Origin of the sequence: Acidiphilium sp. PA (genome assembly GCF_026191915.1) — a bacterium.
Classification (GTDB): Bacteria; Pseudomonadota; Alphaproteobacteria; order Acetobacterales; family Acetobacteraceae; genus Acidiphilium.
Genome location: NZ_JAIMBY010000002.1, coordinates 306159 through 320719, shown reverse-complemented (window position 1 = coordinate 320719; position 14561 = coordinate 306159). Strand labels below are relative to the sequence as shown.

Annotated in this window: 15 protein-coding genes; 13 read left to right on the top strand and 2 right to left on the bottom strand. The window is 66.9% G+C overall.

The window, feature by feature from the left end; genetic code table 11:
- The first annotated feature begins 9 nt into the window (after positions 1-9).
- The 8 genes from pdeM (at position 10) to AruPA_RS05080 (ending at position 7874) form a co-directional block, all read left to right on the top strand.
- Positions 10-678: a ligase-associated DNA damage response endonuclease PdeM gene (gene pdeM, locus AruPA_RS05115; RefSeq protein WP_265635566.1), complete on the top strand. Its 669-nt coding sequence runs from the start codon at positions 10-12 to the stop codon at positions 676-678.
- The gene (locus AruPA_RS05110) at positions 678-2096 is read left to right on the top strand and encodes a deoxyribodipyrimidine photo-lyase (RefSeq protein ID WP_265635565.1); all 1419 of its coding nucleotides are present in this window, start codon (positions 678-680) and stop codon (positions 2094-2096) included. Before pdeM ends, AruPA_RS05110 begins: the two co-directional genes overlap by 1 nt.
- Positions 2093-3385, top strand: coding sequence for an NAD(P)/FAD-dependent oxidoreductase (locus AruPA_RS05105; RefSeq protein ID WP_265635564.1), 1293 nt, complete (start codon positions 2093-2095; stop codon positions 3383-3385). The genes AruPA_RS05110 and AruPA_RS05105 overlap by 4 nt, the downstream gene beginning before the upstream one ends.
- The gene (locus AruPA_RS05100) at positions 3382-4149 is read left to right on the top strand and encodes a DUF1365 domain-containing protein (RefSeq protein WP_265635563.1); all 768 of its coding nucleotides are present in this window, start codon (positions 3382-3384) and stop codon (positions 4147-4149) included. Before AruPA_RS05105 ends, AruPA_RS05100 begins: the two co-directional genes overlap by 4 nt.
- On the top strand, positions 4146-5363 hold the full coding sequence (locus AruPA_RS05095) for a cyclopropane-fatty-acyl-phospholipid synthase family protein (RefSeq protein WP_265635562.1): 1218 nt from the start codon (positions 4146-4148) through the stop codon (positions 5361-5363). Before AruPA_RS05100 ends, AruPA_RS05095 begins: the two co-directional genes overlap by 4 nt.
- Entirely contained in the window at positions 5364-6686 is a 1323-nt protein-coding gene (locus AruPA_RS05090) for an MFS transporter (RefSeq protein WP_265635561.1), read from the top strand.
- Entirely contained in the window at positions 6683-7375 is a 693-nt protein-coding gene (locus AruPA_RS05085; RefSeq protein WP_265635560.1) for a metallophosphoesterase, read from the top strand. The genes AruPA_RS05090 and AruPA_RS05085 overlap by 4 nt, the downstream gene beginning before the upstream one ends.
- A gap of 64 nt (positions 7376-7439) precedes the next feature.
- Complete coding sequence (locus AruPA_RS05080) at positions 7440-7874, top strand: heme-binding protein (RefSeq protein WP_265635559.1); 435 nt, start codon at positions 7440-7442, stop codon at positions 7872-7874.
- A 242-nt stretch (positions 7875-8116) separates the two neighbouring features.
- Here AruPA_RS05080 and AruPA_RS05075 read toward each other — a convergent pair whose 3' ends face one another.
- Together AruPA_RS05075 and gluQRS are read right to left on the bottom strand one after the other, a co-directional pair.
- On the bottom strand, positions 8117-9526 hold the full coding sequence (locus AruPA_RS05075; RefSeq protein ID WP_265635558.1) for a trypsin-like peptidase domain-containing protein: 1410 nt from the start codon (positions 9524-9526) through the stop codon (positions 8117-8119).
- Position 9527: 1 nt separating this feature from the next.
- A complete protein-coding gene (gluQRS, locus tag AruPA_RS05070; RefSeq protein WP_265635557.1) occupies positions 9528-10376 on the bottom strand; it encodes a tRNA glutamyl-Q(34) synthetase GluQRS in 849 nt (282 codons plus the stop codon).
- Between the two features lie 48 nt (positions 10377-10424).
- Between gluQRS and AruPA_RS05065 the strand changes: the two genes are divergently transcribed.
- The 5 genes from AruPA_RS05065 to trpA all read left to right on the top strand — a co-directional run bounded on the left by AruPA_RS05065 (position 10425) and on the right by trpA (position 14560).
- The gene (locus AruPA_RS05065; RefSeq protein WP_265635556.1) at positions 10425-11081 is read left to right on the top strand and encodes an alpha/beta hydrolase; all 657 of its coding nucleotides are present in this window, start codon (positions 10425-10427) and stop codon (positions 11079-11081) included.
- A 183-nt stretch (positions 11082-11264) separates the two neighbouring features.
- On the top strand, positions 11265-11825 hold the full coding sequence (locus AruPA_RS05060; protein WP_265635555.1) for an HNH endonuclease: 561 nt from the start codon (positions 11265-11267) through the stop codon (positions 11823-11825).
- On the top strand, positions 11822-12451 hold the full coding sequence (locus AruPA_RS05055; protein WP_265635554.1) for a glutathione S-transferase family protein: 630 nt from the start codon (positions 11822-11824) through the stop codon (positions 12449-12451). Before AruPA_RS05060 ends, AruPA_RS05055 begins: the two co-directional genes overlap by 4 nt.
- A gap of 61 nt (positions 12452-12512) precedes the next feature.
- The gene (gene trpB, locus AruPA_RS05050; RefSeq protein WP_265635553.1) at positions 12513-13727 is read left to right on the top strand and encodes a tryptophan synthase subunit beta; all 1215 of its coding nucleotides are present in this window, start codon (positions 12513-12515) and stop codon (positions 13725-13727) included.
- Positions 13724-14560, top strand: coding sequence for a tryptophan synthase subunit alpha (trpA, locus tag AruPA_RS05045; RefSeq protein ID WP_265635552.1), 837 nt, complete (start codon positions 13724-13726; stop codon positions 14558-14560). The genes trpB and trpA overlap by 4 nt, the downstream gene beginning before the upstream one ends.
- The last annotated feature ends 1 nt before the right edge of the window (position 14561 follow it).

Below are 14561 nucleotides of genomic sequence, written 5' to 3'. Positions count from 1 at the left end.
GAGGCAGTCATGAATGCTGCCCCGATTCACCGTGCCGGCCATCGTTTCATGCTCGACCCCGCCGGGGCGGTGTTCTGGCCCGCGCGCCGGGCGTTGATCCTTGCCGATCTGCATCTGGAAAAAGCCTCGTTCAGCGCCGCGCGCGGTGCGCTGGTGCCGCCGTATGACACGCGCGCGACGCTGGACCGGCTGGCCCTGCTGCTGCGCCGCTACGCGCCAGATGTGGTGATTGCGCTCGGCGATTCGTTTCACGACGATCAGGGCGAGGCGCGTCTGGCGGCCGAGGATGCGGCGCGGCTGGCACGGTTCGAGGCGGCGCACCGGTTCGTGTGGATCGCGGGCAATCACGATCAGGCGATGGGTGGTGCCACAATGCTGCGTGACGAGGCCTGCGTGTTTCGCCATCAGGCCGCAGCGCTGGAGGCCGGGCAAATCGAGTTTTCCGGGCATTTTCATCCCAAGGCGCGAATCGCGACACGGGCGGGCGCGATCGCGCGGCCCTGTTTCGTCACCGATCAGCACCGCGTGCTGCTGCCCTCGTTCGGCGCCTATACCGGCGGGTTGGAGGTCACGGCCGCGCCGATCCGCGCGCTGTTCCCGCGCGGCGGGCAGGTGTTTCTGCTGAGCCGGGAGCGGGTGTTCGCGTTTCCGCTCGCGCATGCGGCCAAGGCGGCATGATGGCGAAGAGCATTGTCTGGCTGCGCAACGATTTACGGCTGGCCGATAACCCCGCGTTAGCAGCGGGGCTCGATGCGGGCGAAGTCGTGCTGGTGTTCGTGCTCGATCCCGCCGCCGGCTGGGGCGGGGCGTCGCTCTGGTGGCTGCATCACTCGCTCGCGGCGCTGGCGCGCGATTGTGCGGCGCGTGGCGCGGAACTGGTGCTGCGGCGGGGCGATTCGGTGGCGGTCATCGAGGAGCTCGCCGGATCGATCGGTGCGGCGACGGTGCATGCCGGGCGGGCGCATGAGCCCTGGCTGCGCCGGGTCGATCGCGATGTGGCGGCCGCGTTGAAGGCGCGCGGCATCGGCTTTCAGCGGCATCGTTCGGCGCTGATGTTCGGCCCCGAACAGATCCGGACGAAATCGGATGGCGTCTACGGCGTCTATACCCCATTCTCGCGCGCGTGTTTCGAAGCGTTCGCGCCGCGCGGGCCGATTGCGCCGCCCGCGCGGATTGCGAGCGTTGGCGCTATCGCCAGCGATGCGCTAGAGGACTGGCAATTATTGCCCCGCGCGCCTGATTGGGCGGGCGGGTTGCGCGACACCTGGCAACCGGGCGAGGCCGGCGCACAGCAGCGGCTCGCGCATTTTCTGCACGAGGGGCTCGAGGACTACGATCGCCGGCGCAACCTGCCGGGCGAGACCGGCACCTCGATGCTCTCGCCGCACCTGCATTGGGGCGAGATCGCGATCGATGCGGTCTGGCGCGCGGCCGATACGGTGGCGGCCAGACGCGCTGACGGCAAGCACATATTTCTCAAGGAGCTGATCTGGCGCGAGTTCGCCGCCTATCTGCTCTGGCACAACGAGACGCTCGATGCGGTGCCGATGAAAGACCAGTTCGCGGCGATGCCCTGGCGCGACGCCCCGGATGATCTGCGCGCCTGGCAGCGCGGCGTGACCGGTATTCCGATCGTCGATGCCGGGATGCGCCAACTCTGGCAGACCGGCTGGATGCACAACCGGGTGCGGATGATCACCGCCTCCTTCCTGGTCAAGCATCTGCTGGTCCCCTGGCAGGCGGGCGAGGCGTGGTTCTGGGATTGTCTGGTCGATGCCGATGCCGCGTCCAACGCCGCCTCATGGCAATGGGTGGCCGGGTGCGGTGCGGATGCGGCACCCTATTTCAGGATCTTCAACCCGGTGCTGCAAGGTGAGAAATTCGACCCGGACGGTGCCTATGTCCGCCGCTTCGTGCCCGAACTCGCACGCCTGCCCGATCGCGCGCTGCACGCGCCGTGGGAGGCTCCGGAGCCCGTGCTGCGCGGCGCCGGCGTCATGCTCGGCAAAACATATCCGCGCCCGATCATCGACCTCAAGGCGGGGCGCGAGCGGGCGCTCGCGGCGTTCAAGACGATTGGAAAATCGGCGGCATGAGCAGTGAAAAACCAAAACTCGCGGTGATCGGCGCCGGCATCGCCGGGATGGCGATGGCATGGCTCGCGCGCGATGCGTTCGACGTGGTGCTCTACGAGGCCGAGGCGCGGCTGGGCGGGCATGCCGATACCCAAGTGGTCACGCTCGATGGCGCGGAGGTTGCGGTCGATACCGGGTTCATCGTGCTGAACGATCGGAACTATCCCAATCTCGAAGGATTTTTCAGGCAACTCGGTGTTGCGACGCATGACACCGACATGTCGTTCGGTGTCTCGATCGGCGATGGCGCGCTGGAATACGGCGGTTCGAACCTCGGCCAGTTGTTCGCCCAGAAGGCCAATCTGCTGCGGCCGCGCTTCTGGCGGATGATCCAGGACATTCTGCGCTTCAACCGCGAGGCGCCCGCGCTGCTGACCAGCGAGACCACCGAAACGCTCGGCGATTACCTCGATCGGAACCGCTACAGCGCCGGTTTCACCGAGGATCATATCCTGCCGATGGGGGCGGCGATCTGGTCGGCGTCGGTCGCCGGCATGCGGGCGTTTCCGGCGCGGCATTTCGTGCGGTTCTTTCATAATCACGGGCTGCTGACCATCAACGACCGGCCGCAATGGCGCACCGTGACCGGCGGATCGCGCCACTATGTCACGAAGCTGCGCGCGGCACTCGGTGCCAGGGTGCGCGCGGCAGCACCGGTGCGCCGCGTCAGCCGTCTGGCCGATCGGGTCAGCGTCAGCACCGATCATGATACGGCATGGTTCGATCAGGTGGTGCTCGCCTGCCACGCGGATCAGGCGCTCGCGATGATCGAACGACCCACGGCCGATGAACGCGCCCTGCTCGGCGCCGTGCGGTTTCAGGCGAATACCGCCGTCCTGCATACCGATGCTGCGCTGATGCCGCGGCGCAAGGCCGTGTGGTCGGCGTGGAATTACCTCTCGCGCGATGCGGCCGATCATGGCCAGGCGATCAGCGTGACGTATTGGATGAACGCGTTGCAGGGCATGAAGACGTCGAAACCCCTGCTGGTCAGCCTGAACCCGCTGATCCCGCCCGATCCGGCCGAGGTGCTGGTGCGGCGCGACTACATGCATCCGGTGTTCGACACGGCGGCGATGGCGGCGCAGGCGGCGCTGCCGCAGATCCAGGGCGTCGATCGGCTGTGGTTCGCGGGGGCCTGGACCGGCTGGGGGTTTCATGAGGATGGCATCGCCTCGGCGGTGCGGATCGCCCGGGCGCTCGGGCTCGGCATTCCCTGGCATCCGGCCGCCGAGCAGCGCGCGGCATGAGCGGTGCGACCCTCTATGCCGGATCGGTCGGCCATGTGCGCTACACCACGCCGCACCGTAAATTCGCCTACCGGCTGTGGATGCTCGCGCTCGATCTGGATGATCTCGATGGTCTGGCGCGGCGGAGCGCTGTTTTCCGGCACAACCGGCCGGGGTTGATCGGCATCAACGACCGCGACCACGGCCCGCGCGACGGCAGCCCCCTGCGCCCCTGGGTCGAGGCGGCGCTGGCGGAAAACGGGCTGGCGGCGTTCGGCGCGCGCATCCGTTTCATGACGATTCCCCGTATACTCGGTTATGCATTCAACCCGATTTCCTTTTATTTCTGCGCCGATGCGGATGGCAGGCTGGGTGCCGTGCTGCACCAGGTGAAGAACACGTTCGGCGATCAGGTCGGCTACCTCATTCCCGTCACGACCGCATCGGGGCCGATCCGCCAGCGGGTCGCCAAGGCGATGCATGTATCGCCGCTGTTCGACATGCGGGGCCAGTATGATTTCACCTTCACCCGGCTCGAACGGCGGTTTCGCATGAGCATCCGCTACGGTGCGGAAAGCCGGCGCATGACTGCGGTCATGGCGCTCGATGCGATGCCGGCGACCGATCGTGCCCTGCTCGGCCAGCTGGCGCGGATGCCGCTGATGACGGTCAAGGTGATCGCGGCGATCCATTGGGAGGCGATCAAGACCCTGGCGCGCGGCGCGCGGTTTCATCGCGAACCGAAAGACTCTCACCCGACAATCGTCCGAGGAGACGCCGTATGAACGACGCCACCACCCTCTCCAACCCCGCCCTGCCGCGCGATCGCCGGCTGCGGCTGGGGCTCGGGATCGCCCGGATGATCAAGGCCGGTACGATCGAGGTCATCCTGCCGGATGGCTCGGTGCATCATTTCGCCGGCACCGAACCGGGGCCGAACGCGACGATGGTGGTGCGCGATGCACGGATGATCGCGAAACTGCTGCTCGGCGGCAGCCTCGGTCTCGCCGAGGCGTATCTGGAAGGCTGGTGGGACAGCCCGAACCTGATCGACGTGCTGCGCTCGGGCACGGTGAACGAGGCGGCGTGGGAAGACATGCTGCGCGGCAAGCTGTGGGCGCGCGCGGTCAGCTATGTCGCGCATAAATTGCGGCCGAACACCCGCAAGGGCGCGCGGCGGAATATCGCCGAGCATTATGACCTTGGCAACGATTTCTATGCATCATGGCTTGATGAAACCATGACCTATTCAGCTGCCGTGTTCGAAACCGGCGATTCCGGCCTGGCCGCGGCACAGGAGCGGAAAATCCACCGCCTCTGCCGTGCGCTCGGCCTGAGCGAGGGGATGAACGTGCTCGAAATCGGCTGCGGCTGGGGCGGTTTCGCCGAGATCGCGGCGCGCGACTATGGCGCCAATGTCACCGGCATCACCCTGTCGCGCGAGCAGCTCGAATATGGCGAGGCGCGCATCGCCCGCGCCGGGCTCGTCAACCGCGTCACGCTGCGGCTGCAGGATTATCGCGACGTGACGGAAACCTTCGACCGGATCGCCTCGATCGAGATGTTCGAGGCGGTCGGCGAACAATACTGGCCGACCTATTTCGACTGCGTGCGCGAACGCCTGAACCAGGGCGGGCTTGCCGGGCTGCAGGTGATCACCATCGCGGATCGGTATTTCGACGATTATCGCTCGAGTGCGGATTTCATCCAGCGCTACGTCTTCCCCGGCGGCATGCTGCCCTCGCCCACAAGGTTCGGTCAGGAAATCGCCCGCGCCGGTTTAAAGCTGCGCGAGAGTTTCTGGTTCGGTCAGGACTATGCCGAAACCCTGGCGCGCTGGCAGCAGGCATTCCAGGCCGCGTGGCCGCAGATCGGCGCGATGTCGCGCCAGTACGACATGCGGTTCAAGCGGCTGTGGGAATATTATCTGGCCTATTGCGAGGCCGGGTTCCGCGCCGGCTGGACCGATGTGGGGCAGTTCGTGATCGCGCGAGGCTGATTGCCGAATTCTCGCCTCAGCCTCCGCACCAGGCTGATCTACGCGGCCCCGGCGCTGCCGCTGGCGATGCTCGGCCTGCCGCTGCTGGTGATCCTGCCGGATTTCTGGGCCGGATCGATGCACATGAACCTCGCGACCGTGGGGTTCGTTCTCACGCTGGTGCGGATTTTCGATGTCGTCGTCGATCCCGCGATCGGCCGGTGTTCCGATCTGTCGCACAGCCGGTTCGGCCGGCGCAAACCGTTCATGGCGGTGGCGATGCCGGTGGCGGCGATCGGCGCGGTCGGCCTGTTCTTTCCGCCGCACGGCGCCGGCGCGCTCTGGCTGTTCGTGTTCTACGCCCTGGTCACCTGGGGCTGGACCGCGCTATCCCTGCCCTATTGGGCGTGGGGGGCTGAATTGTCGGACGACTATACCGAGCGCCAGCGCATCACCTCGCTGCGGGAGGGCGGCACCATCGTCGGCATCCTGCTGTCCGCGATCGCGCCGGTCGCCCTCGGCATCACCACGCATGTCGGCCAGGCGCATCTGCTGTCGCTGCTGACCATCGGGCTCGCGACACCCTTCGTGCTGTTCGCGCTGCTGCTGGTGCCCGACAAGCTGCCGACGCGGCGCAGCACGCCCGCCGGGCTCGGGCCAACCCTGAAACTGGTCGCCTCGAACCTCCCGTTCCGCCGTTTGATTTTGGCCTGGGCGGTGAACGGTCTGGCGAACGGGCTGCCGGCCGCGCTGATCCTGATCGTGTTCGACCAGATCCTGCACGCGCCCGCGGCATCGGGGCCGCTGCTGCTGGTCTATTTCGCGGCGGGCGTGATCTCGGTGCCGGTCTGGCTGAAATGCGCGGCGCGGATCGGCAAGCATCAGACCTGGGCGGCGGCGATGGCGATGTCCGGCATCGCCTTCGCCTTCGTCCCGGCGATCCTGCACGTGCCGCATGTGCTGATCCTGTTCGGCATCATCAGCGTGTTCACCGGCGCCGGGCTGGGAGCGGATTTCACCATTCCGCCCGCGATCCAGGCCGATGTCGTCGATGTCGATGAAGCGGCGAGCGGCGAGCAGCGCGCCGGCATCTATTTCGCGGCCGCCACCATGGCGCAGAAGGCGGGCAACGCGCTCGCACCGGGTCTCGCGTTTCCGCTGCTCGGGCTGGTCGGGTTCTCGACCCATGGCGGCAACGATGCGATGCAGGACGCCGCCCTGATGGTGCTCTACTGCGGCATCCCATCCGCGCTGAAAATCGTCGCCGCGCTGATCATGCGCCGCTTTCCGATCGACCGTGCCGCCCAGCAGGATCTGCGCGCCGCCATCGCGGCACGGGCATGACGCCGCCCGGCCGTATTCCCCGGGGCATCGGCCTGCGCATCGTCGGTGATGTCCATGGTGATGCCAAAGGCTTCGCGGCGGCGGCGGCGACCGACCGGTTTATCATCCAGCTCGGCGATCTGGTCGATGACGGGCCGGACACGCCGGGTGCCCTGCATCTGATGTTCGAGCTGATCGATGCGGGGCGTGGCCTGTTCCTGCTCGGCAATCATGATTTCAAACTGGCCCGCGCGCTGCGGGGCGATGCGGTGCAGCGCGGCCCCGGCCTTGCCGCCACGTTGGCCGCGCTCGATGCGGCGACCGCCGCGCGCACCCTGGCCGAAATCAGCCGCGCACCGGCGTGGCTGACCCTGCACAACGGCCTCTGCGTCCACGGCGGGTTTCACCCCGCGATGCTCACCGAACCGGCCCCGCCGCTGCCGCCGGGCCGCGCCGGCCGCCTGCTCGCCCGCGCCCTGTTCGGCCAGACCACCGGCCGCGTCACCGGCGCCGGCAAGCCCGAACGCCTGCTCACCTGGGTCGACCGGATTCCGCCGGGCATCACGGTATATTGCGGCCACGACCAACGCAGCACGGATGGCCGCCCGCTGCGCCTGACCGGTGCGCTCGGCGGCGAGGCGATGTTCATGGACACCGGCGCCGGCAAGGGCGGGCATCTCTCCTGGATCGACCTGCCCCCGTTGAACTGAGCCGGGTTTCGTGCGTTTAACCCCCGGCATTCATGACATCGCTATCACTGACAGGACTCGATCGATGACCAAGCTCACCCTCGCCACCGCCGAAACCATCCTCGCCGCCGCCCGCGCCAAAGGGCGCGCGCTCAACCTCGCACCGCTGACCGTGGTGGTGCTCGACGCCGGCGGCCATATGGTTGCGCTCGCGCGGGAGGATCGCTCGGGCATCGGCCGGGTCGAAATCGCCACCGGCAAGGCCTGGGGCGGTCTCGCCATCGGGGCCGGTTCGCGCGTGCTGTTCGACCGCTGGACCGCCGGCGGCGCCGGCTTCGTCACCGGCCTCGCCGCCGCCACCCAGGGCCGCATGGTGCCCGTGCCGGGCGGCGTGCTGGTGATCGATGCCGGGGGCGACATCATCGGCGCGGTCGGGATTTCGGGCGATACCTCCGATAACGACGAGGCCTGCGCGATTGCCGGGATCGAGGCGGCCGGGTTGACGGCCAAGGCGGGGTGAGGATCGGTCAGAAAGTCAGGGAAGTCCTTCTTTTTTGAATTGGGGTATGGGCTCGGTCGGGCTTCGCAGACATGAAACAGGGGCCAGGATTGGACGCACGGGTGCTTCGCTGAAGACCGTCAAGCGCAAGGCGACCCGTTCACAACCGTGACCCATCCACAGCGTCTCCGAGTCAAAAAGTTTTTTGCTTCTTTTTTACAAAAAAGAAGCCCTTGCCTGACCTTCCTATCCAACCCGAAGTTTCAGTGTGCCTTGGCCGCATGATCCAGCGCCACCGAAATCCAAGACGATCCATCCGGCCCATCGACCAGCAGGGCCACCGCGTGTTTATGCGCCAGCCGATCGTTCAGCGCCTTGGGTGAGGTGACGAAATCCGGGCCGACCGCTTCGATCAGCGTATCGGCCTGCAATCCGGCATGGGCGGCGGCGCCGTTTTTATCGACCGAGACGACGATGACGCCCTGGGCACCGGGATGGGTCATGACGCCGATGCCGAGGGCGGTGATCATATCGGGTTTCGGCGCCGTGGCCGCGGGTACGGGTTTCGGCTTGGCGCTGGGTGTGGCCTGTTTCGGCGGCACGGCGATGGTGATGGTCGCGTCGTGCACATGACCATCGTTCCGGTACCGCAGCCGCGCGGTCTGGCCGGCCGGGATTTCGGCCAGAGCGACCTTGAAGGCGTGGACCGTATCGATCGGGTTGCCGTTGACGCGGGTGATCACGTCGGCCGGTGCGAGTTTGCCGGCCGCGGGCCCGTGGGCGACCACGCCGCCGACCACGACGCCATCGCCCGTTTTAAGATGCCACGCGCGTTGCATGTCGGCCGAGACATGCTCCACCCGCAGCCCGGCCCAGCCGCGTGTCATCGAGCCATGCGCGATCAGCGAGAGGGCGACCGGCTTGACCATGCTGGAGGGGATGGCGAAGCCGATGCCGACCGAGCCGCCGGACGGTGAATAGATCGCCGAATCGACGCCGACGACATGGCCTGCGGCATCAAGCATCGGGCCGCCCGAATTGCCGCGGTTGATCGCGGCATCGGTCTGGATGAAATTGTCATAGGGGCCGGAGCCGATATCGCGATGCAGCGCGCTGACCACGCCGGCCGAGACCGAAAACCCGAGGCCGAACGGATTGCCGATCGCAACCACCCAGTCGCCCAGATCGAGCTTGCCGCTGTCGCCGAAGGTCAGATAGGGGTCGGGCTTGCCGGTGTCGATTTTCAACACGGCGAGATCGGCCTTTTTGTCGGCGCCGACGAGCTTGGCGGTGAAAATCCGGCCGTCATGCAGCGTCACCTTGATTTCGCTGGCACCGGCGATGACGTGATGATTGGTGACGATATACCCATCCGGGCTGATGAAAAACCCGGTGCCGAGCGCCTGTTCGGCGCGCGGCGGCACGATCAGGCTGTGGCTGTCGGCCTTGTCGGTCGCGGTCTTGTGAAACCCGCCATCGCCCGGCTTGCTGGCCGCGCCGCTGCCGGGCTTGGCTTTCATCGGGTCGATGCTTTCGACATCGACCACCGCGGGCAGGGCCGCCCGCGCGAGTTTCGCGATCGCCGGCGGCGCCGGTGCGGCATAAGCGGGTGCAGCGCAGGCGAGGCCGAGAGAGACGAGCGTCAGCAGGGGCAGGGTTTTGCGCGATGTCATGTCATGAGAGTGAGGCGATATTCCCGATCCGGCAAGAGATGATTTTTCGGACCTGTTCGGGGGTTACACCGCCATCCCGCAGGTCGCGCAGCGTGGCGGCACGATCGCGCTTGGCCAGGCGCCGGCCGGCGGCATCGGTCAGCAGCGCGTGATGGGCGTAGCCCGGCGTTGGCCAGCCGAACAGGCGTTGCAGCACCACCTGGATCGGCGTGGTGTCCCGCAGATCGGCGCCGCGCGTCACCAGAGTTACGCCCTGCAGCGCATCGTCATGCGTGACGCACAAATGATAGCTGCACGGCGCATCCTTGCGGGCGAGCACGATATCACCGCACGCCGCCGCATCGCCGCTGATCCAGCCCTCGCCCGCCTCGTGATAGCGCACGGGACCGGTTTGGCTGAGCGCGGCATCGGTGCGCAGGCGCAGCGCATAGGCATCGCCGCGCGCCATGCGGTCGGCGGCAAATGCGGGATCGAGGTGACGGCAGGTGCCGGGATAGACCGCGCCCGCGCCGTGCGGCGCTCCAAGGGCGGCGGCAATCTCGGCGCGCGAGCAGAAACACGGATACAGCAGGCCCATCGCCGCGAGTTGATCGAGTGCGGCGCGATAGGCAGCGAAATGCGCGGACTGGATGCGCGGTGCGCCATCCCACTCGAGACCGAGCCAGGCGAGATCCGCGAGGATCGCTTCGGTATAGCAAGCCCGGCAGCGCGCGGTATCGATGTCCTCGATTCGCAGCAGAAACCGCCCGCCGGTGGCCCGCGCATGCCCGTAGCCGATCAAGGCGGCCGCGGCATGGCCGAGGTGCAGATACCCGGTCGGGCTGGGGGCGAAGCGCGTGGTCATGGACATCGCCGGGCAGGATGATACGCTCGGGATGAAAGTCAAAGAGGGATCAGGATGGCCGTATTGGATGGACCGCGGTGGGGACCGGCCGCGGGCGCCGCGAAGCAACTCATCGTGCTGTGCCACGGCGTCGGTGCCGACGGCAACGATCTGATCGATCTGGCGCCCTATTGGGCGAAGGCCGCGCCGGAGGCGGCCTTCGTTTCGCCACACGCGCCCGAACCCTTCGCCATGGCGCCGCACGGAAGGCAGTGGTTCGACATCGGCGACCGCGATCCCGCCAGGCTTGCGGCCGGCGTCAGGCGCGCGCGGGTGGCGGTCGATGCGTTTCTTGATGCCGAACTGTCACGCCTGGGCCTGCCGCCCGATGCCTATGCGCTGATGGGTTTCAGCCAGGGGGCGATGACCGTGCTGTTCACCGGTCTGCGCCGCGCCGTGCCGCCGCGCGCGATTCTCGCGTTTTCCGGCGCGCTGATCGACCCGGACTCGCTCGCGCACGACCTCACCGGCCGCCCGCCGGTCCTGCTGGTCCATGGCATCGAGGATCAGGTCGTGCCGGTATCACGCTCGCGTGACGCCGAGGCGGTGCTGCGCGCGAACGACGTGCCGGTGCAGGCGCTCTATGTGCCGAGGCTGGCGCACGGTATCGAGGATTCCGGACTCTCGGCCGGCGCGCTGGCGTTGCAGAAAGGCTTCGCCACCGGTGTTTAAGTTTGATGACAAGGGTTTTGTGCCATCGGCTTCGGCTTGCGGGTCTGGCCGGTCTTTGTCATAAAGCGCGGATGAATTCGGCCTGCCACGACATCTGGCGATTCGATTTCCGGAACGCCCTCAAGCGTTGGTCCCCGTTCTGGGACCTGTTCAGTCCGGCCGCCGTGCCGTGTGGTGCGCCTGATGCCTGACGGCGGGCAGAATTTTCCCGCTCTTGTGTTGAATGCGGATTTTCGTCCGCTCTCCTATTTTCCATTATCGCTCTGGGCCTGGCAGGACGCCGTGAAAGCGGTATTCCTCGATCGTGTTTCGGTCCTCTCCGAATACGAGCACGAGGTGCATTCCGTCTCGCTATCGATGAAGCTGCCCTCGGTGATCGCGCTGAAGGATTTCGTGCCCTCGATGCGCCAGCCGGCGTTCACCCGGTTCAACGTGTTCCTGCGCGACGGGTTTACCTGCCAGTATTGCAACGATCGGCTGCCCGCGCCGGATCTGACGTTCGACCACGTGATCCCGCGCGCGCGCGGCGGCCGCACGACGTGGGAAAACGTGGTCACTGCCTGCGGGGCTTGCAATCTGCGCAAGGGCTCGAAACTGCCACGCGAGTGCAAGATGTTCCCGTATGAAACGCCGCGCCGGCCGAACAGCTGGGAATTGCAGGATCGCGGCCGGGCGTTTCCACCGAATTTCCTGCACGAAAGTTGGCGCGATTTCCTGTATTGGGACAGCGAGTTGGAAACATGAGCGATCTGATCCTCTACACTAACCCCATGTCGCGCGGGCGCATCGCCCGCTGGATGCTCGAGGAGGTCGGTCAGCCCTACCGGGCCGAACTGCTCGACTACAAAGGTGCGATGAAATCGTCGCACTACCTTGCGATCAACCCGATGGGCAAAGTCCCCGCGGTGCAGCACGGCGATACGATCGTCACAGAAACCGCGGCGATCTGTGCCTACCTCGCGGATGCGTTTCCCGAGGCCGGATTGGCACCGCCGCTCCGCGACCCTCGGCGCGGCCCTTATTTCCGCTGGATGTTTTTCGCGGCCGGCCCCTATGAGGCGGCGGTGACCAACAAGGCATTCGGCTTCGAAGTGCCGGCCGGGCGCGAAATGTCGATCGGCTATGGCAGTTACGCCACCGTGATGGACGCGCTGGAGCAGGCGGTCGGGCAGGGTGACTTCATTCTGGGCGATCAGTTTTCGGCGGCGGATGTCTATGTCGGCTCGCAGATCGCCTTCGGCCTGATGTTCGGCACGATCGAAAAACGCCCGGCGTTCGAGGCCTATGCCCAGCGTCTGGCTGCACGGCCCGCCGCCCAGCGCGCCGCAGCACTGGACGATGCCTTGATCGCCGCCGCAGGCGATAAATAGCGCCCCGCCCGGTTTCACCGGATCGTCATATCGGCTATCTCCGCTTCATTGGAGAGCCGCCATGAACAAACCGATCCCGAATTCCCTGCGCAACCTGCCTGATGAACGCGGCCGCTTCGGCGCGTTCGGCGGACGGTTCGTCGCCGAGACGCTGATGCCGCTGATCCTGGAGCTGGAATCGGCTTACGAGGAAGCCAAGCGCGATCCGGCGTTTCAGACCGAATTCGACTACTACATGAAGCATTACGTCGGCCGGCCGAGCCCGCTGTGGTTCGCCGAGCGGCTGACCCGCAAACTCGGCGGGGCCAAAATCTATTTCAAGCGCGATGAGCTGAACCACACCGGCGCGCACAAGATCAACAATTGCATCGGCCAGATCCTGCTGGCCAGGCGCATGGGCAAGACGCGGATCATCGCGGAAACCGGCGCCGGGCAGCATGGTGTGGCGACCGCGACCGTGGCCGCTCTGTTCGGCCTGCCCTGCGTGATCTACATGGGCGCCGTCGATGTCGAGCGCCAGCAGCCCAACGTGTTCCGCATGAAGCTGCTCGGCGCCGAGGTGGTGCCCGTCACCTCCGGTGCCGCCACGCTCAAGGATGCGATGAACGATGCGATGCGCGACTGGGTCGCGAACGTGCGCGATACATTCTACATCATCGGCACCGCCGCCGGTCCGCACCCCTACCCCGCCATGGTGCGCGATTTCCAGTCCGTGATCGGCACCGAGGCGCGCGCCCAGATGATCGAGGCCGAGGGCCGCCTGCCGGATGTCGCGATCGCGGCGATCGGCGGGGGTTCCAACGCGATCGGCCTGTTCCACCCGATGCTCGATGACGCGGTGAAACTCATTGGCGTCGAAGCCGCCGGGCGCGGCCTCGATTCCGGCGAACACGCCGCCTCGCTCTCGCGCGGCCGGCCCGGCGTGCTGCACGGCAACCGCACCTATCTGTTGCAGGACGCCGATGGCCAGATCCTCGAAGCCCATTCGATCTCCGCCGGGCTCGACTATCCCGGCATCGGGCCCGAGCATTCGCATCTGCACGACATCGGCCGGGTGGAATATGTCGCCGTCACCGATGACGAGGCGTTGGAGGCGTTCCAGCTCTGCTGCGCGACCGAGGGCATTATCCCCGCGCTGGAACCGGCCCACGCGCTCGCGCATGTCGCGAAAATCGCGCCGGCGATGGACCCGTCGCAGATCATCCTGATGAATCTGTGCGGGCGGGGCGACAAGGATATTTTCACGGTCGCAAAGCATCTTGGAGCACAATTGTGAACCGGATCGCCGCCACCTTCGCGCGGCTGAAATCCGAAGATCGTGCCGCGCTCATCACCTTCGTCGAAGCGTTCGACCCCGATCGCGCGACATCGGCCGCCCTGCTCGCCGGCATGGCGGCGCGCGGCGCGGACATCATTGAAATCGGCATGCCCTTCACCGACCCGATGGCCGATGGCCCGACCATTCAGCAGGCCGGCCGCCGCGCCTTGTCAGGGGGCGCCACCGTCGCCGGCACGCTCGGCCTGGTGCGCGAGTTCCGCACCACGAACGACACCGTGCCGCTCGTGCTGATGGGCTACCTCAACCCGATCCTGTCCTACGGCGTCGCACGCTTCACCGCCGATGCCGCCGGTGCGGGCGTGGATGGGTTGATCGTGGTCGATCTGCCGACCGAGGAGACCGACCTGATGCTGGCGGACGTGCGGGCGAACGGGCTCGACCTGATCCGCCTGGTCGCCCCAACGACCTCGGATGCGCGCCTGCCGGTGGTGCTGAACGACTCCTCGGGCTTCGTGTATTACGTGTCGATCACCGGCATCACCGGCACGCGCACCGCCTCCGCCGCCGACCTCGCGCGCGACATCCCGCGCCTGCGCGCGGCGACCACCCTGCCCATCGCGGTCGGCTTCGGCGTGCGCACCCCCGAACAAGCCGCGATCGTGGCCCGCCACGCCGATGGCGCGGTGGTCGCCTCCGCCCTGATCGACCGCATGGCCGCCGGGCTCGACGATCAGGGCAAAGCCTCCGCCGCGCTGATCGCCACCGTGCTCGACGATGTCGCTGCCCTCGCCGCCGCGATGCGCCGCGAGCGGGTGACCGTCTTGGCGTAAG

Bases quoted from the DNA above. Each gene is read 5' to 3' on its own strand.
- pdeM (WP_265635566.1), top strand. From the start codon at position 10: ATGAATGCTGCCCCGATTCACCGTGCCGGCCATCGTTTCATGCTCGAC.
- AruPA_RS05110 (WP_265635565.1), top strand. From the start codon at position 678: ATGGCGAAGAGCATTGTCTGGCTGCGCAACGATTTACGGCTGGCCGAT.
- AruPA_RS05105 (WP_265635564.1), top strand. From the start codon at position 2,093: ATGAGCAGTGAAAAACCAAAACTCGCGGTGATCGGCGCCGGCATCGCC.
- AruPA_RS05100 (WP_265635563.1), top strand. From the start codon at position 3,382: ATGAGCGGTGCGACCCTCTATGCCGGATCGGTCGGCCATGTGCGCTAC.
- AruPA_RS05095 (WP_265635562.1), top strand. From the start codon at position 4,146: ATGAACGACGCCACCACCCTCTCCAACCCCGCCCTGCCGCGCGATCGC.
- AruPA_RS05085 (WP_265635560.1), top strand. From the start codon at position 6,683: ATGACGCCGCCCGGCCGTATTCCCCGGGGCATCGGCCTGCGCATCGTC.
- AruPA_RS05080 (WP_265635559.1), top strand. From the start codon at position 7,440: ATGACCAAGCTCACCCTCGCCACCGCCGAAACCATCCTCGCCGCCGCC.
- AruPA_RS05075 (WP_265635558.1), bottom strand. From the start codon at position 9,526: ATGACATCGCGCAAAACCCTGCCCCTGCTGACGCTCGTCTCTCTCGGC.
- gluQRS (WP_265635557.1), bottom strand. From the start codon at position 10,376: ATGTCCATGACCACGCGCTTCGCCCCCAGCCCGACCGGGTATCTGCAC.
- AruPA_RS05065 (WP_265635556.1), top strand. From the start codon at position 10,425: ATGGCCGTATTGGATGGACCGCGGTGGGGACCGGCCGCGGGCGCCGCG.
- AruPA_RS05060 (WP_265635555.1), top strand. From the start codon at position 11,265: ATGCCTGACGGCGGGCAGAATTTTCCCGCTCTTGTGTTGAATGCGGAT.
- AruPA_RS05055 (WP_265635554.1), top strand. From the start codon at position 11,822: ATGAGCGATCTGATCCTCTACACTAACCCCATGTCGCGCGGGCGCATC.
- trpB (WP_265635553.1), top strand. From the start codon at position 12,513: ATGAACAAACCGATCCCGAATTCCCTGCGCAACCTGCCTGATGAACGC.